General features: G+C 71.4%; 21 protein-coding genes. 12 read left to right on the top strand and 9 right to left on the bottom strand.

Annotated features, from left to right (window positions below):
* Window positions 1-1,440, top strand: coding sequence for a GH1 family beta-glucosidase (locus ABIA33_RS31175; RefSeq protein ID WP_370086037.1), 1,440 nt, complete (start codon window positions 1-3; stop codon window positions 1,438-1,440).
* A gap of 79 nt (window positions 1,441-1,519) precedes the next feature.
* Window positions 1,520-3,619 (top strand): beta-galactosidase, encoded by a 2,100-nt coding sequence (locus tag ABIA33_RS31170; protein ID WP_370086036.1) that lies wholly within the window; start codon window positions 1,520-1,522, stop codon window positions 3,617-3,619.
* A 57-nt stretch (window positions 3,620-3,676) separates the two neighbouring features.
* Here ABIA33_RS31170 and idi read toward each other — a convergent pair whose 3' ends face one another.
* Entirely contained in the window at window positions 3,677-4,279 is a 603-nt protein-coding gene (gene idi / locus ABIA33_RS31165) for an isopentenyl-diphosphate Delta-isomerase (protein WP_370086035.1), read from the bottom strand.
* A 371-nt stretch (window positions 4,280-4,650) separates the two neighbouring features.
* On the opposite strand from idi, the gene ABIA33_RS31160 reads away from it, so the two are divergent.
* From ABIA33_RS31160 to ABIA33_RS31135, 6 genes are all read left to right on the top strand, one after another.
* Window positions 4,651-5,406, top strand: coding sequence for a sugar phosphate nucleotidyltransferase (locus tag ABIA33_RS31160; RefSeq protein ID WP_370086034.1), 756 nt, complete (start codon window positions 4,651-4,653; stop codon window positions 5,404-5,406).
* On the top strand, window positions 5,394-6,455 hold the full coding sequence (locus ABIA33_RS31155) for an iron-containing alcohol dehydrogenase family protein (protein WP_370086033.1): 1,062 nt from the start codon (window positions 5,394-5,396) through the stop codon (window positions 6,453-6,455). The genes ABIA33_RS31160 and ABIA33_RS31155 overlap by 13 nt, the downstream gene beginning before the upstream one ends.
* A 142-nt stretch (window positions 6,456-6,597) precedes the next feature.
* Window positions 6,598-7,284 (top strand): CDP-alcohol phosphatidyltransferase family protein, encoded by a 687-nt coding sequence (locus ABIA33_RS31150; RefSeq protein WP_370086105.1) that lies wholly within the window; start codon window positions 6,598-6,600, stop codon window positions 7,282-7,284.
* Between the two features lie 20 nt (window positions 7,285-7,304).
* Window positions 7,305-8,177: a glycosyltransferase family 2 protein gene (locus ABIA33_RS31145; RefSeq protein ID WP_370086104.1), complete on the top strand. Its 873-nt coding sequence runs from the start codon at window positions 7,305-7,307 to the stop codon at window positions 8,175-8,177.
* A 95-nt stretch (window positions 8,178-8,272) separates the two neighbouring features.
* A complete protein-coding gene (locus ABIA33_RS31140) occupies window positions 8,273-9,175 on the top strand; it encodes an ABC transporter permease (protein ID WP_370086032.1) in 903 nt (300 codons plus the stop codon).
* Window positions 9,168-9,947, top strand: coding sequence for an ABC transporter ATP-binding protein (locus tag ABIA33_RS31135; RefSeq protein ID WP_370086031.1), 780 nt, complete (start codon window positions 9,168-9,170; stop codon window positions 9,945-9,947). Before ABIA33_RS31140 ends, ABIA33_RS31135 begins: the two co-directional genes overlap by 8 nt.
* A 27-nt stretch (window positions 9,948-9,974) precedes the next feature.
* Here the strand turns inward: ABIA33_RS31135 and ABIA33_RS31130 are convergent, their stop codons facing one another.
* Window positions 9,975-10,988, bottom strand: coding sequence for a cytochrome c oxidase assembly protein (locus ABIA33_RS31130; RefSeq protein WP_370086030.1), 1,014 nt, complete (start codon window positions 10,986-10,988; stop codon window positions 9,975-9,977).
* 224 nt (window positions 10,989-11,212) lie between these two features.
* Between ABIA33_RS31130 and ggt the strand changes: the two genes are divergently transcribed.
* Window positions 11,213-13,021 carry a gamma-glutamyltransferase gene (ggt, locus tag ABIA33_RS31125; protein WP_370086029.1) on the top strand — a complete coding sequence of 603 codons (1,809 nt, stop codon included), beginning with the start codon at window positions 11,213-11,215 and terminating at the stop codon, window positions 13,019-13,021.
* Window positions 13,022-13,102: 81 nt separating this feature from the next.
* The gene (locus ABIA33_RS31120; RefSeq protein ID WP_370086028.1) at window positions 13,103-13,930 is read left to right on the top strand and encodes an exodeoxyribonuclease III; all 828 of its coding nucleotides are present in this window, start codon (window positions 13,103-13,105) and stop codon (window positions 13,928-13,930) included.
* An 87-nt stretch (window positions 13,931-14,017) separates the two neighbouring features.
* Here the strand turns inward: ABIA33_RS31120 and ABIA33_RS31115 are convergent, their stop codons facing one another.
* The 6 genes from ABIA33_RS31115 to ABIA33_RS31090 form a co-directional block, all read right to left on the bottom strand.
* On the bottom strand, window positions 14,018-14,731 hold the full coding sequence (locus tag ABIA33_RS31115) for a lysoplasmalogenase (protein WP_370086027.1): 714 nt from the start codon (window positions 14,729-14,731) through the stop codon (window positions 14,018-14,020).
* Window positions 14,728-15,603, bottom strand: a complete 876-nt coding sequence (locus ABIA33_RS31110) for a sterol desaturase family protein (RefSeq protein ID WP_370086026.1) — start codon at window positions 15,601-15,603, stop codon at window positions 14,728-14,730. The genes ABIA33_RS31115 and ABIA33_RS31110 overlap by 4 nt, the downstream gene beginning before the upstream one ends.
* Window positions 15,604-15,710: 107 nt before the next feature.
* Window positions 15,711-16,973 (bottom strand): amidohydrolase family protein, encoded by a 1,263-nt coding sequence (locus ABIA33_RS31105; protein WP_370086025.1) that lies wholly within the window; start codon window positions 16,971-16,973, stop codon window positions 15,711-15,713.
* Complete coding sequence (locus tag ABIA33_RS31100; protein ID WP_370086024.1) at window positions 16,970-18,280, bottom strand: amidohydrolase family protein; 1,311 nt, start codon at window positions 18,278-18,280, stop codon at window positions 16,970-16,972. Before ABIA33_RS31100 ends, ABIA33_RS31105 begins: the two co-directional genes overlap by 4 nt.
* Window positions 18,280-19,170 carry an SDR family NAD(P)-dependent oxidoreductase gene (locus ABIA33_RS31095; RefSeq protein ID WP_370086023.1) on the bottom strand — a complete coding sequence of 297 codons (891 nt, stop codon included), beginning with the start codon at window positions 19,168-19,170 and terminating at the stop codon, window positions 18,280-18,282. The genes ABIA33_RS31100 and ABIA33_RS31095 overlap by 1 nt, the downstream gene beginning before the upstream one ends.
* Complete coding sequence (locus ABIA33_RS31090; protein ID WP_370086022.1) at window positions 19,170-19,979, bottom strand: acetoacetate decarboxylase family protein; 810 nt, start codon at window positions 19,977-19,979, stop codon at window positions 19,170-19,172. The genes ABIA33_RS31095 and ABIA33_RS31090 overlap by 1 nt, the downstream gene beginning before the upstream one ends.
* 108 nt (window positions 19,980-20,087) lie before the next feature.
* On the opposite strand from ABIA33_RS31090, the gene ABIA33_RS31085 reads away from it, so the two are divergent.
* Complete coding sequence (locus tag ABIA33_RS31085; protein ID WP_370086021.1) at window positions 20,088-20,723, top strand: TetR/AcrR family transcriptional regulator; 636 nt, start codon at window positions 20,088-20,090, stop codon at window positions 20,721-20,723.
* A gap of 9 nt (window positions 20,724-20,732) precedes the next feature.
* Here the strand turns inward: ABIA33_RS31085 and ABIA33_RS31080 are convergent, their stop codons facing one another.
* On the bottom strand, window positions 20,733-21,428 hold the full coding sequence (locus ABIA33_RS31080) for a hypothetical protein (RefSeq protein WP_370086020.1): 696 nt from the start codon (window positions 21,426-21,428) through the stop codon (window positions 20,733-20,735).
* Window positions 21,429-21,649: 221 nt separating this feature from the next.
* Here ABIA33_RS31080 and ABIA33_RS31075 point away from each other — a divergent pair.
* The coding region (locus tag ABIA33_RS31075) for a nitrilase-related carbon-nitrogen hydrolase (RefSeq protein WP_370086019.1) at window positions 21,650-21,954 on the top strand (305 nt) is incomplete at its 3' end.

The following is a 21,954-nucleotide window of genomic DNA, read 5'->3' as shown; positions in this document are numbered from 1 at the left end:
ATGACGACCCGCACCGACCGATCGGCCGCGCCGGAGCCGCGCGGGGGAGTGGACAGCACCCGCTTCCCCGCCGACTTCCTCTGGGGCGTGGCCACCTCCGCGTACCAGATCGAGGGCGCTGCGTTCGAGGACGGGCGCACCGCCTCCATCTGGGACACCTTCAGTCGCGTCCCCGGCGCGGTCTTCGGAGGACACAACGGCGACACCGCCTGCGACCACTACCACCGGATGCCGGAGGACGTCGCCCTGATCGCCGGACTCGGCGTCGACTCGTACCGGTTCTCGCTGTCCTGGCCCCGGATCCAGCCCGGCGGCCGGGGCCCCGCCAACCAGCGCGGGCTGGCCTTCTACGACCGCCTGGTCGACCAACTGCTCGCCCGCGACATCCTGCCCTGGATCACCCTCTACCACTGGGACCTGCCGCAGCAGTTGGAGGACGACGGTGGCTGGCCGGCCCGCGACACCGCCCACCGCTTCGCGGACTTCGCCGAGATCGCGATGAGTGCACTCGGCGACCGGGTCCGCTGGTGGACCACGCTCAACGAGCCCTGGTGCTCGGCGATGCTGGGCTACGAGACGGGCCGGCACGCCCCCGGGCGGCAGGACTTCGGCGACGCCATGTCCGCCGTGCACCACCTACTGCTCGGCCACGGCCTCGCCACCCAGCGACTGCGCGAGACCGCGCCCGAGCCGATCCAGGTCGGCATCACCCTCAACACCACCCACGCGATCGCGGCCAGCGGCTCCGCCGTCGACCGCGACGCGGCCCGCCGCGCCGACGGCCTCGGCACCCGCGTCTACACCGACCCGCTGATCCGCGGCAGCTACCCGGCCGACGTCGTGGACGACCTCGCCGTGCGCGGCGTCCGCCTGCCGGTCCAGGACGGCGACCTGGCCGTCATCGCCCAGCCGCTCGACTTCCTCGGCGTCAACTACTACACCAGCCACGTCTTCTCGGGGACGGACGAGCACGGCAGCGAGCTGGTGGACGGCCTGCCGGTCAGCCGCACGGTCTCGCAGAACCTGCCGGTCACGGCAATGGACTGGGAGATCATCCCGCAGGGCCTCACCGACATGCTGGTACGGCTCGGCCGCGACTACCCGGCGGTGCCCCTGTACGTGACCGAGAACGGCGCGGCCTTCGACGACCGTCCGGGCGCGGACGGGGGCGTCGACGACGCCGACCGCACCGCCTACTTCGCCGAGCACGTCGAGGCCGTCGCAGCCGCGCGCGACGCGGGCGCGGACGTCCGGGGCTACTTCGCCTGGTCCCTGATGGACAACTTCGAGTGGGGCTACGGATACGAGAAGCGCTTCGGCATCGTCCACGTGGACTACGAGACGCAGCGGCGCACCGTCAAGCAGAGCGGCCGCTGGTTCAGCGAGAACATCCGGCGCAGCCGCGAAGCCGAGACCGGCCCGCTCGACAACGACCGCTGACCGCCCGGCAGTTCACGTCCGACCGGCCGCAAACCCGATCTGCCCCACCCCGCTTCGGCCTGCCCTGAGAGGAATACCTGTGCGCATCGAGCTCCGTGACGGCGTACTGCACACCGACGGCGCCCCCGGCCTGCTCGCCACAGCCGACTACCCGTACTACCGGGACCACCCGTCGGTGTGGCGGGAACGGCTGCGCACCCTGCGCGACGCCACCGGCATCCGCGTCGTGACCAGCTACTTTCCCTGGCGGCACCACCAGCCGGACCCGGATACGCCCCCGGACTTCACCGGTGCGACCCGCCCCGACCGCGACCTGCTCGGCTATCTGCGCATCTGCCAGGAGCTCGGCCTGAGCGTCATCGCCAAGCCGGGTCCCTTCATCCACGCCGAGACCAACTACGGCGGTCTCCCCGACTGGATCTGCCCGCTGAACAACGATCAGGTCGAACCCTCGCTCGACGCGCGGGGACACACCGTGCGCTGGTCCGGATCCCGCCGCGGCGCGGACGGCAAGGTCGAGCGCTGGCCGCTTCCCGCCCCGCTCGGTGCGCACTTCGCCTCGCGCGTGGGCGACTGGCTGCGCGCGGTGGGCAAGGAGGTCCTGCAGGCCACGACCGCACCCGACGGCCCGGTCGTCCTGGTCCAGATCGCCAACGAGGGCCTGTTCACCGACGGCGCGCTGCCCCTGTGGGCGTACGACTACAGCACGCCGGGCCTGGACTTCTTCCGCGCGGGGCTGCGCGAGCACTACGGCAGCCTCGACGCCTACAACGAGATCCACGGCACCGACCACGCCGACTGGACCGGGATCGAACCCCCGCGCGAGCAGTACGCCGCCGGGGCGGCGGTCGGCCTGGGCGAGCAGCTCGCCTACGCCGACTGGGGCCGCTACCAAGCCGACCTGCTGGCCGAGGCCTACCACACCTGGACCGAGGCCCTCGGCCCGAGCGTCCCGGTCCTGGTCAACCTCAACCCCCCGGCCGGCGAGCACCACGCGCTGGACGACTGGCTCGCCCGGGTCCGCCCGGAGCGCTGGAACGGCATCGAATACGGCTTCACCAACTGGATGGGCGTCGTGTCGACCAGTCGCGACGCCCACGCCCGCTACGTCGTCGCCGCCAAGCGCGCGCCCGGCCCCAACCTGGAGGAGAACTGGGGCTTCTCCGAGCTGTACGACCGCGCCTACGCCGCCGGGGCCACCAGCTTCCACCAGAGTCTGCTCGCCCTCGCCGCCGGGGCCACCGGCATCAACGTCTATACCGGCGTCGCCACCTCCGGCTGGGGCGACGACCTCGACATCATGCACGCCGCGCCCTATCCGGACTGCCCGCCGATCGACGCCCAGGGCCGAGCCACGGCCAAGGCCGGAACGGTACGCATGCTCGCGGACTTCTTCGACGCTCACGGCGCCGAGTTCCTCGCTGCTCGGCCCGCGACCGGACCGACCTGGGGCCTCTACGCCCCCTACGCGGCCATCGCCGCCTGGGCCCCGGCCGACGACCTGTCGGGCCCCGCCTGCGGCCGTCCGCTGCGGGCCTTCCACGAGCGGATGCGCAGCGAGGGGCGGGACTACCGCATCCTCGACCTGGAGAGCGCAGCCCCCGGGCTGCTCGCCGAGCACCCGCACCTGGTGCTGCACGGCGGCGCGTTCATGCACGCTCACGTGCAGCAACTGCTCGCCGACCACCTCGCGGCCGGACACCGCGTCGAGCTCACCGGCGACGTCCCGCACCTGGACGAGCGGCTGCGACCGTGCGCGCTGCTCGCGGACGCACTGAGGGCGGCTGCGCCTGCCGAGGCTGCCGTCGATCCCGGTCCGGTGCGCGTCCTCACCGGCCACGCCGACGCCTACTGGCGCACGGTCGGCCCGGGCCCGGACTCCACTTCCGACTCCGGCTACCTCACCGTCCTGGTCCAGAGCGACAACGAGGGCCCGGTCACGATCGCCCTCTCGCTGGGCGAGCGTGCGGCGACCGTCACCGTCGAGAGCGCCCAGGGGGGCGCGGCCGTGCTCCGGATAGCCGACGGCGAGCTGGACGACTTCCTGGTCACCGGCCTCAACGCCTACCTCGCCTCCGCCGTCACCCCCGCCGTCACCCTGGACGGCCACGCGGTTCGCGCCGACGTCCCGTCCGACCTCGCCCGCGTCCGGGGGGTGCTGCGCACGCTCACCCACTGATCCGCCGCCGCAGGCCCCCCGCGACCGAGCGGGGGGCTCAGCGCTGCGTGGTCGGCGTCACCAGCCCGCGTCCGGGGCGAGCTCGCGGACGGCGGGCAGGGCCGCCTCCAGGACGGTGTCGAACCACACCGACAAGGGCTTCGATGTCCGTAGCTCCGCCAGTTCGGCGGCGGTGACGAAGCGCGTCCCCGCCACCTCCGCCGGGTCTGGGTTCTGCTCGGCGGCGGCGATGCCGACGAAGAGGTGGTTGTACTCCTTCTCGACCAGGCCCGTCGCCTCGTCGGGGTGGTCGTAGCTGACCGTTCCGGCCTGCTGCAGGCGCACCGGCGCCGCTCCGAGCTCCTCCGCGGTGCGGCGTGCCGCCGCCGCGAACGGGGACTCCCCGGGGTAGGGGTGGCCGCAGCAGGTGTTCGACCAGACACCCGGGGAGTGGTACTTGCCCAGGGCGCGCTGCTGCAGCAGCATCCGGCCCTCGGCGTCGAAGAGGAACACCGAGAAGGCACGGTGCAGCCGACCGGGGGCCAGGTGGGCGGACAGCTTCTCCGCCGTTCCGATGGTGTGGCCCTGTTCGTCCACCAACTCCAGCAGGATCTCGGCCGCGGCAGGCGCGGACGCGACGGTCCCGGTGGCGGTCAGGGTGGTCGGTTCACTGGTCGACATGCAGGACCTTTCGACTTGAGGCGGCCGGGAGCGCGATTGGCGCGCCACCGGCGTCGACGACGGAGCCCGCCAGCGAACAGTCTGCCGTACCGGACCCAACGGATCACCGCAAAGGTCCCCATCGGGATCCGGAAACGGGGCCCGGACGGAAGGGTGGAGGCCGTCGCGGGTTGTGGCCCGGTGTCACGGTCCGCGATGATGACCGCCGATAGTGATCATCGTTGGCGGAGCCGGCCCAGGCCGTGCGGAGACGGTGCGCAGGACTCCGCTTATCGCCGGGAGTCGGTATTCGCCTACGATCGCAACGGCACGCCCGCCCCATGGGCGCGGCCGAGCTCGCTCACGCACGCCAAAAAGGACCGGAGAACCACATGATCGGCCTCGTTCTGGCCGCCGGCGCCGGACGCCGTCTGCGCCCCTACACCGACACCCTCCCCAAGGCCCTGGTGCCGGTGGACGGCGACCGGACCATCCTCGACCTCACCCTGGGCAACTTCGCCGAGGTCGGGATGAAGGACGTCGCGATCGTGGTCGGCTACCGTGCCGAGGCCGTGTACGAGCGCAAGGCAGCCCTGGAGCAGCAGTACGGCCTCACCCTCCACCTGGTCGACAACGACAAGGCCGAGGAGTGGAACAACGCCTACTCCCTCTGGTGTGCGCGTGACCTGTTCACCGAGGGCCTGCTGCTCGCCAACGGCGACACCGTTCACCCCGCGTCGGTGCAGCGCACCATGCTGGACTCCAACGAGCGGCTGACCGCCGAGGGCAACGCTCCGGGCATACTGCTCGCCCTCGACACGGTGAAGAAGCTCGCCGACGAGGAGATGAAGGTCGTCGTCGACCCCGCGCTGGGCGCGCGCCGCATCACCAAGCTGATGGACCCGGCCGACGCGACCGGCGAGTACATCGGCCTGACCGTGATCAACCCCTCGGCGGCCGGGGATCTGACGTCGGCGCTGCAGGCCACCTTCGAGCGCGACCCGCAGCTGTACTACGAGGACGGCTACCAGGAGATGGTGAACCGGGGCCAGCGCGTCGACGTGCAGCCGATCGGCGACGTGTCCTGGGTCGAGATCGACAACCACGACGACCTGGCCAAGGGACGGGAGATCGCGTGCCGGTACTGACGCGTCTGGTTCCCTCGCCGCTGGTCGTCGACATCAGGGCCGGGGCACTGAACGACCTCGGGGTGATCCTCGCCGACCAGCGGATCTCCGCCTCGGGACGGCTCGCCGTCGCGGTCAGCGGAGGCTCCGGCGCTGCCCTCCGCGAGCGGCTCACCCCGCAACTGCCAGGCGCGGACTGGTACTCCGTCGCGGGCGGCACGCTGGACTCGGCCGTGAAGCTGGCCGACCAGATGCGCTCCGGGCACTACGACGCAGTCGTCGGCCTCGGCGGCGGCAAGATCATCGATGCGGCCAAGTACGCCGCCGCGCGGGTCGGCCTGCCCATGGTCGCGGTGGCCACCAACCTGGCCCACGACGGCATCTGCTCCCCGGTCTCCACCCTGGACAACGACGCCGGGCGCGGCTCCTACGGGGTGCCCAGCCCCATCGGCATCATCATCGACCTGGAGGTGATCAGGCAGGCTCCCGCGCGTTTCGTCGCCGCCGGGATCGGCGAGGCCATCTCCAACATCTCCTGCATCGCCGACTGGGAACTCTCCCAGCGCGAGACCGGGGAGAGCGTGGACGGCCTGGCCGCCGCGATGGCGCGCACCGCCGGCAACACGATCCTTCGTCATCCCGGCACGATCGCGGACGACGACCTCCTCGGCGCCCTGGCCGAGGCTCTGGTGCTCACCGGGATCTCCATGAACGTCGCGGGCAGCAGCCGCCCCGCGAGTGGTGGTTGCCACGAGATCAGCCACGCCCTGGACATCCTCCACCCGACGCGCTCCGCCCAGCACGGCGAGCAGGTGGGCCTCGGCGCGGCCTTCGCCACCTACCTGCGCGGCGAGCGGGACCTCGCCGGGCAGATGGGAGCCGTCCTGGCCCGGCACAACCTGCCCGTGACAGCTACTCAGATGGGCTTCAGCGACGAGGAGTTCGTCGCCGCAGTGCACTACGCTCCGCAGACCCGCCCAGGACGGTTCACCATCCTGGAACACCTCGACCTCGACCCCTCTGCGATCCGGGACGCGTACACCGACTATGTCAAACACGTCAGCTCCTGAACGGCCCCAGAACGACATGAACGGCAACGGCGGCAACAGCGGCAAGGGCAGCAAGCCCACGCTCGCGGAGTTCCGCGCCGTCGCCCACCCCGAGGGCCTGCTCGACCGCCGCTCGGGCGAGCACTGGGCCGGGCGCATCTACATGCGCCGCATCTCCTCGCGCGTCACCAGGCACCTCGTCAACGCCCCGGTCAGCCCCAACCAGCTGACCTGGCTGATGATGCTCACCGGTGTCCTCGCCGGCGCGGCGCTGCTCGTTCCCGGTCTCGCCGGGGCGGTCCTCGCGGCCCTGCTCATCCAGGTCTACCTGGGCCTGGACTGCGTGGACGGCGAGCTGGCCCGCTGGCGCAAGCAGACCTCCACCACCGGCGTGTACCTCGACCGGGTCGGCCACTACCTGTCCGAGGCCGCGCTGCTCACCGGCGCGGGCCTGCGCGCCGCGGACCTGTTCAAGCAGCACGGCGGACCGGCCTGGATGTGGGCCTTCCTCGGGACGGTCGCCGCGCTCGGCGCGATCCTGATCAAGGCCGAGACGGACCTCGTGGACGTCGCCCGGATCCGGCGCGGCCTCACCGCCGTCGAGGACTCCGCCTCCGTGCCTCGCGCATCCGGCGTGGCCAAGGCCCGCAAGCTAGCAGCGGCGCTCAAGTTCCACCGCCTCATCGGCGGCGTCGAGGCGTCCCTGGTGCTGCTCGCGGCCGGGATCGCCGACACGGTCCACGGCGACCTGCTGTTCACCCGGATCGCCGTGGCGGCGCTCGCCGCCATCGCCGTACTGCAGACGCTCCTGCACCTGCTCAGCATCGTCCTGTCCAGCAGGCTGAGGTGAGTGCCATGGCCGGCGCGGAGCTGCGGGTCGGCGCGGTCGTGCTCACCCAGGGCACCCGACCGGTGGAGCTCAAGGCGCTGCTGGACTCCGTCGCCGCCCAGCAAGGCCCCGCCGTCGAGGTGGTCGTCGTCGCCAACGGCGTCGAGGTCCCGCCGCTGCCCGCAGGGGTGTGCGGCGTCCGGACCGACGAGAACCTCGGCATCCCCGGCGGGCGCAACGTCGGCATCGAGGCGTTCGGCCCGGACGGCTCCGACGTGGACATCGTGCTCTTCCTCGACGACGACGGCCTGCTGCCGCAGGACGACGACGTCGTGAAGGTTCGCGCCGCCTTCGCTGCCGAGCCCCGCCTGGGCATCGTCAGCTTCCGCATCGCCGATCCCGAGACCGGGGAGACGCAGCGCCGCCACGTCCCCCGGCTACGTGCCGCCGACCCGCTGCACTCGTCCAAGGTCACCACCTTCCTCGGCGGTGCCTGCGCGGTTCGCAGCGCCGTCTTCGCCCAGGCCGGACAGCTCCCCGGGGAGTTCTTCTACGGCCACGAGGAGACCGACCTGGCCTGGCGGGCGCTCGATGCGGGCTGGGACATCGAGTACCGCGCGGACATCGTGCTGCACCACCCGAAGACCCTGCCCAGCAGGCACGCCGTCTACAACCACAACGTCGCCCGGAACCGGGTCTGGCTCGCGCGGCGCAACCTGCCCGCGCCGCTGGTCCCGCTCTACCTGGGCACGTGGATGCTGCTCACGCTGGTCCGGCGGCCGCCCGCGGACGCGCTCCGCGCCTGGTTCGCCGGATTCGCCGAGGGCTGGCGCAAGCCCTGCGGGCCGCGCCGGCCGATCAGCTGGCGGACCGTCTGGCGGATGACCATGCTCGGGCGTCCGCCCGTCATCTGAGCGCTCGTCGCAGCGTCGCGGGCACGGCCGCCGGCCGTGCCCGCGATGGCCGTACCCGCGCTGCCGTCGCGCTCGGAACATGAGAACGTCGGTAGGTGACCGAGTACAGCGGCACAGTGGAGAAGCCGGTCAGGTCGGTCGGCGCGGCCGAGCTGGCGGCCGAGTACGGGCTCTCGGTGAGCGGTCGCAGGCCCGACCTCGTCACGTACACCCGGCAGCTGTGGTCGCGGCGGCACTTCATCGTGGCGTACGCGACCGCGCGGTTGACCGCGATGTACACGGCAGCGAAGCTGGGGCAGATCTGGCAGGTGATGACGCCGCTGCTGAACGCGGCCGTCTACTACCTGATCTTCGGTGTGCTGCTGGGGACCAGGAACGGGATCCCCAACTTCGTCGCCTATCTGTGCGTGGGCGTGTTCGTGTTTCAGTTCACGCAGTCGGCGGTGCTGTCAGGGACGCGGTCGATCGCGGACAACCTGGGGCTGATCCGGGCGCTGCACTTTCCGCGGGCGTGCCTGCCGATCGCGTTCACGGTGATCCAGCTGCAGCAGCTGATGTTCTCGATGGGCGTGCTGGGTGTGATCATCCTGGTCACTGGGGAGCCGGTGACGCTGCGCTGGCTGCTGGTGGCGCCGATTCTGCTGCTGCAGTCGATGTTCAACGCGGGTCTGGCGATGTTCATGGCCAGGATCGGGGCGAAGACCACCGACATGGCGCAGCTGATGCCCTTCATCATGCGGACGTGGATGTACACCTCGGGCGTGTTCTGGAGCGTCAACACCTTCACCCACAAGGCTCCGCACTGGGTCGCGGTGATCCTCGAGAACAACCCCGCGCTGATCTTCAACAACCTGATGCGCTACGCCCTGATGGCCTCCGTTCCCGCCAGCAGCCTGCCCCGCCATGTCTGGCTGCTGACCCTCGCCTGGGCGCTGGGCATCGGTCTCGGCGGGTACGTCTTCTTCTGGAAGGCGGAGGAGGAGTACGGCCGTGGCTGACTACGGCGGGCGGGTTCCGACGGTGATCGTGGACGATGTCCATATCATCTACAAGATTTATGGGGCGGGTGCGGGGCGGGGTTCGGCGACGTCGGCGTTGTCGCGGATCGTGAAGCGGAAGGCGTCTCCGGCGTTGTCGGAGGTGCATGCGGTCAGGGGGATCAGTTTCACCGCGTACAAGGGTGAGGCGATCGGGTTGATCGGCTCGAACGGGTCGGGTAAGTCGACGACGTTGTCGGCGGTGGCGGGGTTGCTGCCGACGGCGTCGGGGTCGATCTACACCGATGGGCAGCCGTCGTTGCTGGGGGTGAACGCGGCGATGATGAACGATCTGACCGGTGAGCGGAACGTGGTGCTGGGGTGTCTGGCGATGGGCATGTCGCATGCGGAGGTGCGGGAGAAGTACCAGGGCATTGTGGACTTCTCGGGGATCAACGAGCGGGGGGACTTCATCTCGTTGCCGATGCGGACGTATTCGTCGGGTATGGCGGCGCGGTTGCGGTTCTCGATCGCGGCGGCCAAGACGCATGACGTGCTGTTGATCGACGAGGCGCTGGCGACCGGGGACACGGCGTTCCAGAAGCGCAGTGAGGACCGGATCCGGGAGTTGCGCAAGGAGGCCGGGACGGTGTTCCTGGTGTCGCACAACAACAACTCGATCCGCGACACCTGCGACCGCACCATCTGGCTGGAGTCCGGAGTGATCAACGCGGACGGCCCGACCGAGGATATCGTCAGGATGTACGAGGACTACATGAAGGGCCGCAGGTAGCGCGCAGCCACCACGTGCCAGTCGGTCCTAGCCGCGCTCGCCGCCGTAGCGGTGCGCCAGGTTCGGATCGTCCAGCCACCACGGCCGCATCCGCTCCGGGTCGGCGGGGATGCCAGCGCTCCGCTCGCCGTCGGGAGCCTCCTCGAGCGCCGTGCGCTGCGCGGCCAGCTGGGCGTCGATCGCGGCGTCGACCGCCGCCGTCTCGGCGCGGCCCTTCACCATCATCCGCCGCACCAGCGCCGCCAGGAACGGCAGCCCGGCCAGGTCGCCCAGCACCCACAGGGCGTTGCCGCCCCACACCTGGTCCTGATGGATCGTCGGACCCCAGGGACGGCCGAGGGCCTCGTAGTAGTGCTGCGCCACCGTTCCACGACCGTAGATCAGCAGCATGCCCAGACCCGCGTCGAAGATCACCTCAGCCATGGTGATGAACACGCCGACCAGCGCCGGGTACTCGTGCCCGACCGGGTCGATCTGCAGGCGCGGCCAGAAGTAGGCGAGGCCGAGCGCGACCAGCGCCACATGCAGCCCCATGTTCCAGCCCGAGCTCGTCATGGTGTGCTCGTACCAGGGTGTGTAGTAGTACAGCCACGGCGGGAGCATCAGCAGAGCCGTCGACACCGCCGGGAACATCAGCACCTTCGACGGGCCGCTGCGGAGCAGCCGCAGCATCCGCTCCCGGCCCCGCTCCGAGGCCGACTCCACCACCAGCGACACCGGCGCGCCCATCGCCAGCAGCAGCGGCACCACCATCAGCAGCAGGATCACCTGCGCGGCACGGTCCGTGAACAGGATCCGCTCGTACACCCCGACGCCCGAGCAGGTCACCCACACCCACAGCAGCAGTCCCGAGAACCAGCCCACGGTACGGCCGAGCGGCCAGCGGTCGCCCCGGCGGCGCACCCGCAGCACGCCGACCGCGTACAGCGCGCCCAGGACCACGGACAGCGCCACGACCACCGGCTCCAGCGTCCACGACGCCACCGTGTCGGACCACTGCCACGCGGGCGGTCCTGAGTAGCCGACCGCAAGAACTGCCATCACCCTCGCCTGCCCGCCTCTGAACTCTGCCTGGGAACTCTGACTGCTGATCCGGCGACCGCTGATCCGGATTTCGCCGCATTTCGCGCCACGCCATCATCGCCGATCCCGCGCGCCCTCCCGCCACCGACCCCCCGTTCGACCGGTGAGGAGTGTCAAGGCGTTCTTGTGGGACCCCTGTGCGTTGTGACGGAATGGTCCGTACACCGTCATGGGAGGCACGTATGAGAGCACTCGGACGTCTCGCACCAGCCCTGCTCCTCTCCGTCGCCCTGGTCGCGCTGACCACCGCACCCGCCGCCCGCGCCGGCGGGTTACTCCCGCCCGCGCCCAAGTCGCCGGAGGCGGCAGGGTACGGCGGAGCGGTCAGCAGCGTGTCGGCCGAGGCCACCGACATCGGCATCGCGGTGCTGCGCCGCGGCGGCAACGCCGTGGACGCGGCGGTCGCGGCGGCTGCCGCGCTCGGCGTGACGGAGCCCTACTCCTCGGGCATCGGCGGCGGCGGGTACTTCGTCTACTACGACGCCCGCACCCATCGGGTCAGCACCCTGGACGGGCGCGAGACCGCCCCCGCCACGGCAGACCAGAGCCTGTTCCTGGAGAACGGCAAGCCGCTGGCCTTCGCGGACGCCGTCAGCAGCGGACTGTCCGTCGGCACTCCCGGCACGGCGCAGACCTGGCAGCAGGCGCTGCGGCTCTGGGGCACCCGCTCCTTCGCCGACTCGCTCAAGCCCGCCGAGAAGCTCGCCCGGGACGGCTTCGTCGTCGACGGGACGTTCGCGCAGCAGACCGCCGCCAACGCCACCCGCTTCGCGGCCTTCCCCGCGACCCGCGCCCTGTTCCTGCCCGGCGGCAAGCCGCCCGCCGTGGGCACCCTGTTCCGCAACCCCGACCTGGCGGCGACCTACCGCGAGCTGGAGCGCGAGGGCACCGGGGCGCTCTACCGGGGCGACATCGGACGGGACGTCACGTCGCTCGTCCAGCACCCGCAGGTCGACCCGGCCTCCGGCTGGAACGCCCGGCCCGGGAAGTTGACAACCGCCGACCTGGCCGCGTACCAGGTACGCAGGCAGGCACCCACCGAGGTGGACTACCGGGGCCTGGACGTCTACTCGATCGCACCCTCCTCCAGCGGAGGCACCACGGTCGGCGAGGCCCTCAACATCCTCAGCCACTTCGACCTCAGGCACGCCTCATCCAGCCAGTACCTGCACGACTACCTGGAGGCCACCCGGATCGCCTTCGCCGACCGCAACCGGTGGGTCGGCGACCCGCGCTTCGTCGACGTGCCGACACCGGGACTGCTCTCGGAGCGCTTCGCCGACTCGCGGGCCTGCCTGATCAAGCCCGACTCCAGCCTGACCAGCCCGCTGGCCCCGGCCGATCCGGCCCACCCGTCGCCCACCTGCTCGTCCGCCGGAATCGCGGCACCCACCACCTACGAGGGAACCAACACCACGCATCTGACGGTCGCCGACCGCTGGGGCAACGTCGTCTCCTACACCCTGACGATCGAACAGACCGGCGGCAGCGCCATGGTCGTGCCGGGGCGGGGCTTCCTACTCAACAACGAGCTCACCGACTTCGACTTCACCCCCGCCGTCGCCGGGGTGCCCGACCCGAACCTGCCCGGACCGGCCAAGCGGCCGCGCTCCTCGATGTCTCCGACGATCGTGCTCAAGGGAGGCCGCTTCGACTTCGCGCTGGGCTCGCCCGGCGGCTCGACCATCATCACCACGGTGCTGCAGACCCTGCTCGGCCACGTCGACCGGAGCCTCAGCCTGGAGCAGGCGATCGCCGCGCCGCGGGCCAGCCAGCGCAACGGCGCTCGGTCCGACGCGGAGCCGGCGTTCCTGGCCTCGCCGGACGCGGCGGCACTGACCGCCGTCGGCGAGGTGTTCGCACCCAACCCGGAGATCGGCGCGGCGACGGGCATCCAGTCGCTCCCGGACGGGAGGCTCCAGGCGGCGGCCGAGCCGGTCCGCCGGGGCGGCGGCGCGGCAGCGGTGGTGTGGCCGGTCGGACCGCAGTAGCGGACCGTTGTCAGTGGCGGGCGGTAGGTTGGTCAGTGCTCGAGACCCACCCGCCCGCCACCGCACGGAAGCAGTCTGCCGATGACCGTTCGCGTCGCCACCTGGAACATCAACTCGGTCAACGCCCGCCTGCCCAAGCTCCTGGAGTGGCTCGCCTCGGCCACTCCCGACGTGGTGTGCCTCCAGGAGCTCAAGTGCGCCACGGACGCCTTCCCCTACGAGGCGGTCCGCGAGCTCGGCTACGAGACGGCCGCCCACGGCACCGGACGCTGGAACGGCGTGGCGATCCTCTCCAAGATCGGACTGGACGACGTGGTGCGCGGGCTGCCCACCCAGCCCGGCTTCCTCGCCGACGACGCCGGTACCGAGGAGGCGCTGATCGCTCCCGAGCCCGAACAGGAGGCCCGCGCCATCGCCGCCACCTGCGGCCCGGTTCGGGTGTGGTCGGTGTACGTGCCCAACGGGCGTGAGGTCGGGCACGCCCACTACGCCTACAAACTGGAGTGGCTGGCCGCGCTGCGCGAGGCGGTCCGGGACGACGCGGCGGGGGAGCGGCCGTTCGCGGTCCTCGGGGACTTCAACGTCGCCCCGACCGACGAGGACGTGTGGGACCCGGCCGTGTTCGCCGAGAGCACCCATGTCACCCCGGCCGAGCGGCAGGCTCTCGCCGACCTGCGTGACGGCGGGCTGGCCGACGTCTTCCCGCGGGCTCTCAAGTACGACCGCCCCTACACCTTCTGGGACTACCGGGCGCTGGCCTTCCCCAAGAACAACGGGATGCGGATCGACCTGGCGTACGGCAACAAGCCCTTCGTCGCCGCGGTCTCGGACGCCTATGTCGACCGGGAGGCGCGCAAGGGCAAGGGCACCTCGGATCACGCCCCGGTGGTCGTCGATCTGGCGTTGTGACGGTCGGTCAGTCGTCCTCGGCCGGTCCGAACGCTTCCTCCAGCACCCGGCCCCGGCCCTGACGGTTCCGGTTACGCGGGCCGGAGCTCAGGACGTGCTGACGGACGGCGTCACGTTCTGCGTCGCGTCCTGCCGTTCGGCCGCGGCAACCGCCCCGCGCGGCTCCAGCGCCAGGACGCCCGTGGCGAGCAGGTACTCGGAGACCAGGTAGGTCGACATCACCCAGAAGCCGGCGGCAGGCAGCTGCGGCCAGCCCGCCAGCCCGCTGGCGATCAGGGTGTCGGAGAGCAGGAGCAGCGCGCCGCCGATTCCGGTGCGCAGCCCCGCGCAGGCGGAGGTGACGGCAGTGGCGGTGAGCAGCAGGCTGTAGCAGGCGAGCGGGATCCGCAGCGCCGGAGTGAGGTCCGGCCAGAGCAGGGTGATCAGCACCGCCCAGGCCATGGCGTAGGGGGCGGCCGTGCGCAGCAGCCGGGGCCGGTCGCGCAGCGCGCCGTTCCTGACGAATACGGTGACGAAGCAGACGTGGGCGATGGCGAAACCGCCCATGCCGAGCAGGAACCAGTTCCCGCCGAAGATCAGGAAGGTGTCCCCGGCGCAGGACGCGAGCAGCGCGCCCAGTAGCAGCCGCGGCGCCCGCAGGCCGCCCACGGCGGCGCAGAGCGCAAGCATCAGCAGCGGCTTGGTGATGTCCCGACCCAGCGTCAGCCCGGCCAGGATGAACGCCAGATGGGCGACCGCCAGTGCCGTGTACCCCACCGGATAGCCCGTCGCCCACCTCGCGGTGAGGCGCGGGCGCCTCACGCGGCGACCCGCGTGTCCTCGGCCGGGACGGCCGCCAGGTCGGCGGGGCGCCAGCCCGGCCCCTTGAACAGGTATCCGGCGCGCTCGCGCCAGCTGCGGGCCGAGGCGAGGTCGCGACCGAGCGCCGCGTACTCGTGGGTGGCCACGCGCAGCGGGTTGTAGGTGGTGATGTTCTTCGTGAGGCCGTAGACGGGCCGGTCGGTCTCCGGGGTGAAGGACCGGAACAGCCGGTCCCAGACGATGAGGATGCCGCCGAAGTTGCGGTCCAGGTAGCCGCCCTGGGAGGCGTGGTGGACCCGGTGGTGCGAGGGGGTGTTGAACAGGAACTCGAACGGGCGCGGGAGCCGGTCGATCCGCTCGGTGTGGATCCAGAACTGGTAGACCAGGTTGACGGACGCGCAGAACGCCACGGCGGCGGGGGAGACCCCGAGCAGGATCAGCGGCAGGTAGAAGAAGCCGAAGGTCAGGTCGGTCCAGGGCTGGCGCAGCGCGGTGGACAGGTTGTAGTGCCTGCTGGAGTGGTGCACCACGTGCTGCGCCCAGAGCAGGCGGACCCGGTGCGTGCTGCGGTGCGACCAGTAGTAGCAGAGGTCCTGCCCCAGCAGCATCAGCGGCACGGTCGTCCACCAGTGGACGGGTATCCGCAGCGGAGTGATCGCGTACAGCAGGTTGTAGAGCGCGAAGGCGGGGATCTTCCAGCCGAGGTTGGTCACCAGGCTTCCCAGCCCCATGGTGAGGCTGGTCGCGGTGTCGTTGCGCGCGTACCCCTGTTCGTCCTCGTCCGGGTGGACCAGAAAGGAGATGATCTCCACGACGGTCAGCAGGACGAACGCGGGCACGGACCACAGCACGGCATCGGGCAGGTTCGGCATGATCCGCAGCGTAGAACGGGGGAACGCCGCTGGCTAGAGGTTGTTACCGACCCGTAGGGTTGTCGTTCCCCCGTCCTGCCCCGATGACCTCGCCAGACCCGATGACCTCACCAGACCCGGACGGAGCCTCCCGAAGCGAAGGCCGGGCTGGTCGCGCCCGGTGGGGGAGCGGCCAGCGGCCGGGCCACGTCGCTGACGAGCGGGCCGACCTTGGCGGCGAGCGCGTCGAGGGCCGGCAGGTCGAACCCGTAGACCCGCGCCGCGTTTCCGCCGACCATCGCGGCCACCTCCGGGTACGGCAGGCCCGCGTACGCGGTGCGCAGCGCCTCGGTGGTGTACGGCCAGGTGCCCTCGTCGTGCGGGAAGTCGCTGCCCCACATGATCTTGTCGAGGCCGATCCGCTCACGCAGCGGCACCTCGTGCGCCCGCATGAAGCTCGCGCCGACGTAGCAGTTGCGCTCCCACACCGTGCGTGGCCCGTCGCCCATCGCCTCGGCCAGGCCGGCACCGAACTTCGACTCCGCGGTCCTGGCACCAGGGGCCGTGGCCGCCCTGGTCGCGGCCCCGACCAGGCGCCGGTGGTAGTAGTCGAGCATGTCCAGCACACCGGGAATCCAACCCGACCCCTGCTCGGTGAGGACCAGCGTGAGCCCGGGATGCCGCCGGAACGCCCCGCCGAAGATCAGGTGCCACAGCGCCCGGTGCGAGAACCACGTCGTCTCGACCATGAACACGGCCCGCGCGGCGGGCTCGTCGCCCAGCTCGGGACCCGCCGAGCCGCCGTGGTGGTTCACCGGCAGGTCCAGCTCCGCGCACGCCGCCCACAGCGGGTCGTACGTCCGCGAGTACAGCTCGGGCACGGGCGACCCGGGCGGCACGCCGGGCAGCACGACGCCGCCGGTGAGTCCGGCCGCGTGGCAGCGGCGCACCTCGGCCACGGCCGCCCCGACGTCGTTCAGCAGGATCTGGAAGGTGCCTGCCCGGCGCCCGGGCGCCAGGCCGCAGAAGTCCGCCATCCACCGGTTGTGCGCCTGCAGCCCCGCCCAGCGCAGCTCGTACTCCTCGGCGGTCGGCTGAGCGGCCGTCAGGGAGGTGCTGGGGTAGAACGGCGGGACGGTGTTGGGGAACACCACCTCGGCCACGATGCCGTCCTGCTCCAGCTCGGCGAGCCGCCGCGCGGAGTCCCAGTTGCGATCGGCCTCCGGCGCCTGCAGGTCCGCGAAGGGGTTGACGTAGGTCGCGGCCCAGGCGTCGAAGGCGTCGTGGTGTCGGGAGGCCAGGTAGGGCCGGTAGTCGAGCAGGTCCGCGCCCGCATGGCAGTCGGCCGACACGACGGTGTAGCGCTCGGGCTGCTCCTGAGCGTGCGTCACAGCGTCCTCCCCTCGGTCGGCGCGGCCGTCCCGATGAACGGGAAGTCGTGCCCGGTCAGCCAGTGCCGGCCGACGTCCTTCGCCGGCGCCCATGCGGCGTCGACGGCCGACTGGTCCTCGGGCTGGCCCAGCTCCGCGGGGGTCGGTCCGATCCGCGCCGCCACCGGCCGCAGCTTCTCCAGGTCGAAGCCGAAGACCTCCGCGCAGGACAGGCCCAGCATCCGCCGGGTCTCGGCGACGGGCACGTCGTGAAAGGTGGTCCGCATCCACTGCCGGGTGTTGGGCCAGGTGCCCTCCGGGTGCGGGAAGTCGCTGCCCCAGCAGATGTTGTCGACGCCGATCTCATAGCGGTAGGCCAGCTCCCGCCGCTTGGTGTTGGTCGCCGCGATGAAGCAGTTGCGGTCGACGTAGGCGCTCGGGGCCATCGTGAGCTCCGAGAACGGCGACAGCTTCTTGCCGCCGTGTGCGCCCAGGTAGAGCCGGTCCATGAACCAGAGCAGGTTCGGCAGCCACCAGCAGCCGGACTCGGCCACGCCGAAGCGCAGGCCGGGGAAGCGCTCGAACACGCCCGACCAGAGCAGGAACCACAGCGGACGGGACGGCCAGAAGGTCACCTCGGTGACGTAGATGCCCAGGTGGTCGCCGTACTCGTGGCGCGGGGCCGCGCCGGAGTGGGTGACCACGGGCATCCGCAGCTCCTCGCAGACCGCCCACACCGGGTCGTAGCGGCGGTCGTGGTAGGGCGCTTTGTCGACCCACATGGACGGGATCATCACGGCGCGCAGCCCGGACGCGTGCGCCCGCCGGACCTCCGCCACCACCCCGTCCACCTCGCCGGTGATCGGCAGCAGCGCCACCCCGCAGTGCCGCTCGGGGTTCGCGCCGTCGGCGATGAACTCCGCCAGCCAGCGGTTGTGCGCCTTCGCCCCGGCCATGCCCAGCACCGGGTCCTGGTCCCCGCTCAGTCCCAGACCGACACCGAACGGCGCGGCGGTCGTGCTGTCCACGGCGTCCGCGTCAGGGAAGACGACCTCACCCGCGACGCCGTCGCCGTCCAACTCCTTGTCGCGCTGCGCCGCGTCCCAGCCGCCGCGCAGGCCCTCCTCGTGCTCCTCGAACCACTTCTGTGCGAACGCCTCGTTGCGCACGCCGAGCCGGGTGGCCTGCTCGCGCCGCCCCTCCGCCTCGGCCAGGAACGCGTCGAAGGCCCGGTGGTGGGCCGACTCCAGATAGGGCCGGTACTGCTCGGTGGGCAGCCCGGCGTGGCAGTCGGACGAGATGATCAGGTAGGGCTGCTGGCTGTCCATCAGTCCTCCTCCAGGATGAAGCGTTCCAGGTAGGCGGGGTTGCTGCGGTCCAGCATCGACTGCGAGCGGGCCCGGATCTGCCGGTCGCTGTGCTCGCTCGCGGGCAGCATCCAGAACCGGTCCGCGCGGATGCCGTCGACGACCGTTCCGGCCACGGCCTCGACCGGTGTGAAGTCGATCTCCTGTCCGGCGGCTCTCATCGCCGCCTCCCACTGCGCGAGGCTGCGGTACGGCGTCCTCCTCGGCCGCTCCTTGGCGAAGCGCTCGGGCCGGTTGCGGTGCGACTCCCACAGCCCGGTGCGGAGCATGTGCGGTCCAGGGAAGAGCACGGACGCGCCGATCGGGGCCCGCTCCGCGCGCAGGTGCGCGTACAGCGACTCGGTCATGGTGACCACGGCGGCCTTGGTCACCGCGTACACCGAGGCGGTGGGGAGTGGCGCGATCCCGCCGTCCGAGGAGGAGGTGTTGACGAGGTGTCCGGGCGCGCCGCCGGCCAGCATCCGGGGCACGAACGCCTGGATGCCGTGGAAGACGCCCCAGACGTTGACCGCGAAGGCCCACTTCCAGTCGTTGGGCTCGTGTTCCCACATCCTGCCCTCGGCGCCCGAGCCGACGCCCGCGTTGTTGCACAGCACGTGCACCGCGCCGTAGGCCGCGTACGCGGCGTCCGCCAGCGCATCGACGGAGGTCCGTTCGGACACGTCCGTGACCTGGCCGACCGCCTCGGCGCCGCGCTCGCGCAGCCCTGCGACGGCTTTGTCCAGCGCGGGCTCCTCGACGTCGGCGAGGACCACGCGCAGGCCCTCGGCGGCGAAGCGCTCGGCCATGGCCAGGCCGATACCGCTCGCCGCACCCGTGACCACGGCGACCTGACCCGGCACCAGTTCCATTACTCGCTCCCGGCGGACGCGGGCGTCGCGGGGGCGTCGAGCACCTGCTGCACGTCGTCGTAACGCTGGTGGATGTACGGCAGCAGCGCCTGCGCGCTTACCCGTTCGACCACCCGCCCACGCTGGTCGGAGGTCTTCTCGCCGATGGTGATCTCCAGCAGCCGGCGCACCGGCAGGTCCACCACGGGGTCGTACGGGGACTCCCGCAGGACCACCTCGCCGTCGACCCGCTCCAGCCGCCGCACCCGCTCGTTGCGCAGGCAGTGCACCAGCACCGGCTCCAGGTCGAAGCCCTCGCCGTCCACGGCGGGCAGGAACTTGAAGTAGAAGTCCAGCTTCTCCACCGGCTCCGGCAGCGGCAGTTCGCCGCTCACCCGGCCGCGGACCTCGACGAAGGTGATGCCGTGCCGGGCGAGCGTCGCGGTGACCCGGTCGCCGTCGCGCGACACGGTGATCTCGCCGAGCTTCTTGGGTTCGCCGAAAACCTCTCGGCCGCCGATCAGGGCGCGCTCCGTGCTCATCGGCATCACCAGCGGGTACCACCCGGTGTGCGCCCCGTGCTGCGCGCTCACCGCGAACGAGCCCGCGCCGAGCGGCGTGCCGAACAGGTCGACCTGGCTGATGTTCACCCGCACCAGCGCCCGCTCGGTCGGCTTCAGCGGTGGCGGCAGCACCTGGGCGACCGCCTCGGGGTCGCTCTCCCAGACCGCCACCACGCCGGTGGACCAGATGTCGGGCAGGACGGCGCGACTGCTCTTCGCCGCCTGGATCTCCGCCTCGCTGCGCGGGCCGTACCGTACTCGGGCCATGGCTGGACCATCCTCTCCTCGCGTCGGTCTGTAACACTGTTACTCCGATCCGCGCGAAGGGTAAAGAGCCGTGCCTGAGCGTGATTTCCAGGGGAGGGACCAAAGGTGATGGATCGTCAGTCACGCAGGACCGCGCCGTCGATCGGTCGCGAGACCGTCCTCGCGACCGCCGAGCAGCTGGTTCGGACGCAGGGCCCGCAGGCGCTGACCATGCGCAGGCTCGCCGCGGAGCTGGGCACCGCCGTCACCGCGATCTACTGGCATGTGGGCAACCGGGAGGCGCTGCTGGACGAGCTGGTGCAGCGCACCGTGCGCGAGATGGGGCAGATCCGGGCGCGGGGCGCGACGCCCGCGCTGCGCGCCGAGTCGGTGGCGCTGGCGCTGCGCCGCAAGCTGCGGGAGCGACCGCATCTGATCGCGCTGGTGCACGAGCGGGGCCTGACCGAGCTGATGATGCTCCCGGCGCAGCGGGCCCTGGTGCACGAGGCGCACGCCGCAGGGCTGCGCGGCGCGGCGGCGGCTGAGGCGGTGCGGGCGCTGCAGTTCCAGGTGGTGGGCTTTGTGCTGGTGGAACGTAACCGGGAGCGCGCGCCCAGGCAGCATCCGGCGGAGCCGGATCTGTGGGATGCGGAGACGGCGGAGCAGGATCCGGCGCTGGCCGGCGTTCTGGCTCAACCACCGGACCCCGACCGGCTGTTCACCGTCTCCGTACGGGCGCTGATCAGCTCGCTCTGGCGGACCTGACGGCGCGCGTCAGGACGAACGGGGTCCGTCGCCGACGAAGGTGATGTGCTGGTTCCCGTCCACCCTGAGGGTGAAGATGCCGTTCGTCGGCCACAGGTAGCTGCCCGAGCTGTTCTTCCCCGCGGCATGGGCCGTGACCAGCTTCTGGAAGTCCGACACCGAGGCCGGGGCCTCGGTGTGCGCGGTGGTCAGCAGGATGACCTGGGCGCTCGCCGGAAGGTAGTAGGACGTGTTGTTGGTCCCCGTCACGGTCACGGTCGGGTCCAGGCCGGCGTCGCAGGACGCCAGGGTCTTCCTGCTCAGGACGTAGACGCCCTCGCCGTCCTGGATCGGGGCCGCGTAGACGGACACCCAGCTCTCGCCGGCCGGGGCGCCGCAGGTCGGCTGGGCCCGGCCCGACGGCGCTGAGAACAGTCCGGCCGTCGGCGCCGCGTCGGCAGGGGACGCGACGGCGGAGGGGGCGCCGGACGGGACGGCGACGGACGAGGTCTGCGAGGGAGCCGGGGTCGGCGAGGGGGAAGGGGGCGCGGTGGAGGGTGCCGCCGTGGGGCTCGGTCCGGTGGTCGCGCTCGCACTGGTGCCGGCCGAGGGAGTGCCTGCCGCGGTGGTCCTGACGCCGCCCGAGGAGCAGGCTGTGAGCAGAGCCAACGCTCCCACCGCTGCGGTGGCGGCGGCGGAACGGCGCGGGGTGACGAGGCGTGGCACTGGGGCAGTCTCCTTCGGTACGGGAGCAAAGGATCTCATCAGCCATGAGGGTGATCTTCCGGCGGGGTGGGAAACATGAACGTCTCCGCCGTGTTACGACCGACGTATTGCCAGCTTGATGGTGGCAGTCCTAGGTTCTACGCACGTAGATCGACGTGCGTGTGCGAGACCCGTCCCTAACGGAAGTGCCGGACCTGTCCGGTGGAAGGCGAGGGTGTGTCATGTCCGCAGCCCGTGTTGTTCGTGCCGCCTTGGTCCAGACGAAGTGGACGGGGGATGGTGCCTCGATGGTGGATCTGCATGAGCGGTTTGCGCGGGAGGCGGCTGCGCAGGGGGCGCAGGTGATCGGGTTCCAGGAGGTGTTCAATGCGCCGTACTTCTGCCAGGTGCAGGAGGAGGAGCACTACCGGTGGGCTGAGGCGGTGCCCGAGGGGCCGACGGTGACGCGGATGCGGGCGTTGGCGCGGGAGCTGGGGTTGGTGATGGTGGTGCCGGTGTACGAGGTGGAGCAGCCGGGGGTGTACTA

The organism is Streptacidiphilus sp. MAP12-16 (assembly GCF_041262165.1).
GTDB lineage: Bacteria > Actinomycetota > Actinomycetes > Streptomycetales > Streptomycetaceae > Streptacidiphilus.
The sequence above is the reverse complement of the archived record's forward strand: the minus strand, read 5'-3'. Positions and strand labels throughout refer to the sequence as shown.

Bases quoted from the DNA above. Each gene is read 5' to 3' on its own strand.
- ABIA33_RS31175 (WP_370086037.1), top strand. From the start codon at position 1: ATGACGACCCGCACCGACCGATCGGCCGCGCCGGAGCCGCGCGGGGGA.
- idi (WP_370086035.1), bottom strand. From the start codon at position 4,279: ATGTCGACCAGTGAACCGACCACCCTGACCGCCACCGGGACCGTCGCG.
- ABIA33_RS31160 (WP_370086034.1), top strand. From the start codon at position 4,651: ATGATCGGCCTCGTTCTGGCCGCCGGCGCCGGACGCCGTCTGCGCCCC.
- ABIA33_RS31150 (WP_370086105.1), top strand. From the start codon at position 6,598: ATGCGCCGCATCTCCTCGCGCGTCACCAGGCACCTCGTCAACGCCCCG.
- ABIA33_RS31130 (WP_370086030.1), bottom strand. From the start codon at position 10,988: ATGGCAGTTCTTGCGGTCGGCTACTCAGGACCGCCCGCGTGGCAGTGG.
- ggt (WP_370086029.1), top strand. From the start codon at position 11,213: ATGAGAGCACTCGGACGTCTCGCACCAGCCCTGCTCCTCTCCGTCGCC.
- ABIA33_RS31120 (WP_370086028.1), top strand. From the start codon at position 13,103: ATGACCGTTCGCGTCGCCACCTGGAACATCAACTCGGTCAACGCCCGC.
- ABIA33_RS31110 (WP_370086026.1), bottom strand. From the start codon at position 15,603: ATGCCGAACCTGCCCGATGCCGTGCTGTGGTCCGTGCCCGCGTTCGTC.
- ABIA33_RS31100 (WP_370086024.1), bottom strand. From the start codon at position 18,280: ATGGACAGCCAGCAGCCCTACCTGATCATCTCGTCCGACTGCCACGCC.
- ABIA33_RS31095 (WP_370086023.1), bottom strand. From the start codon at position 19,170: ATGGAACTGGTGCCGGGTCAGGTCGCCGTGGTCACGGGTGCGGCGAGC.
- ABIA33_RS31090 (WP_370086022.1), bottom strand. From the start codon at position 19,979: ATGGCCCGAGTACGGTACGGCCCGCGCAGCGAGGCGGAGATCCAGGCG.
- ABIA33_RS31085 (WP_370086021.1), top strand. From the start codon at position 20,088: ATGGATCGTCAGTCACGCAGGACCGCGCCGTCGATCGGTCGCGAGACC.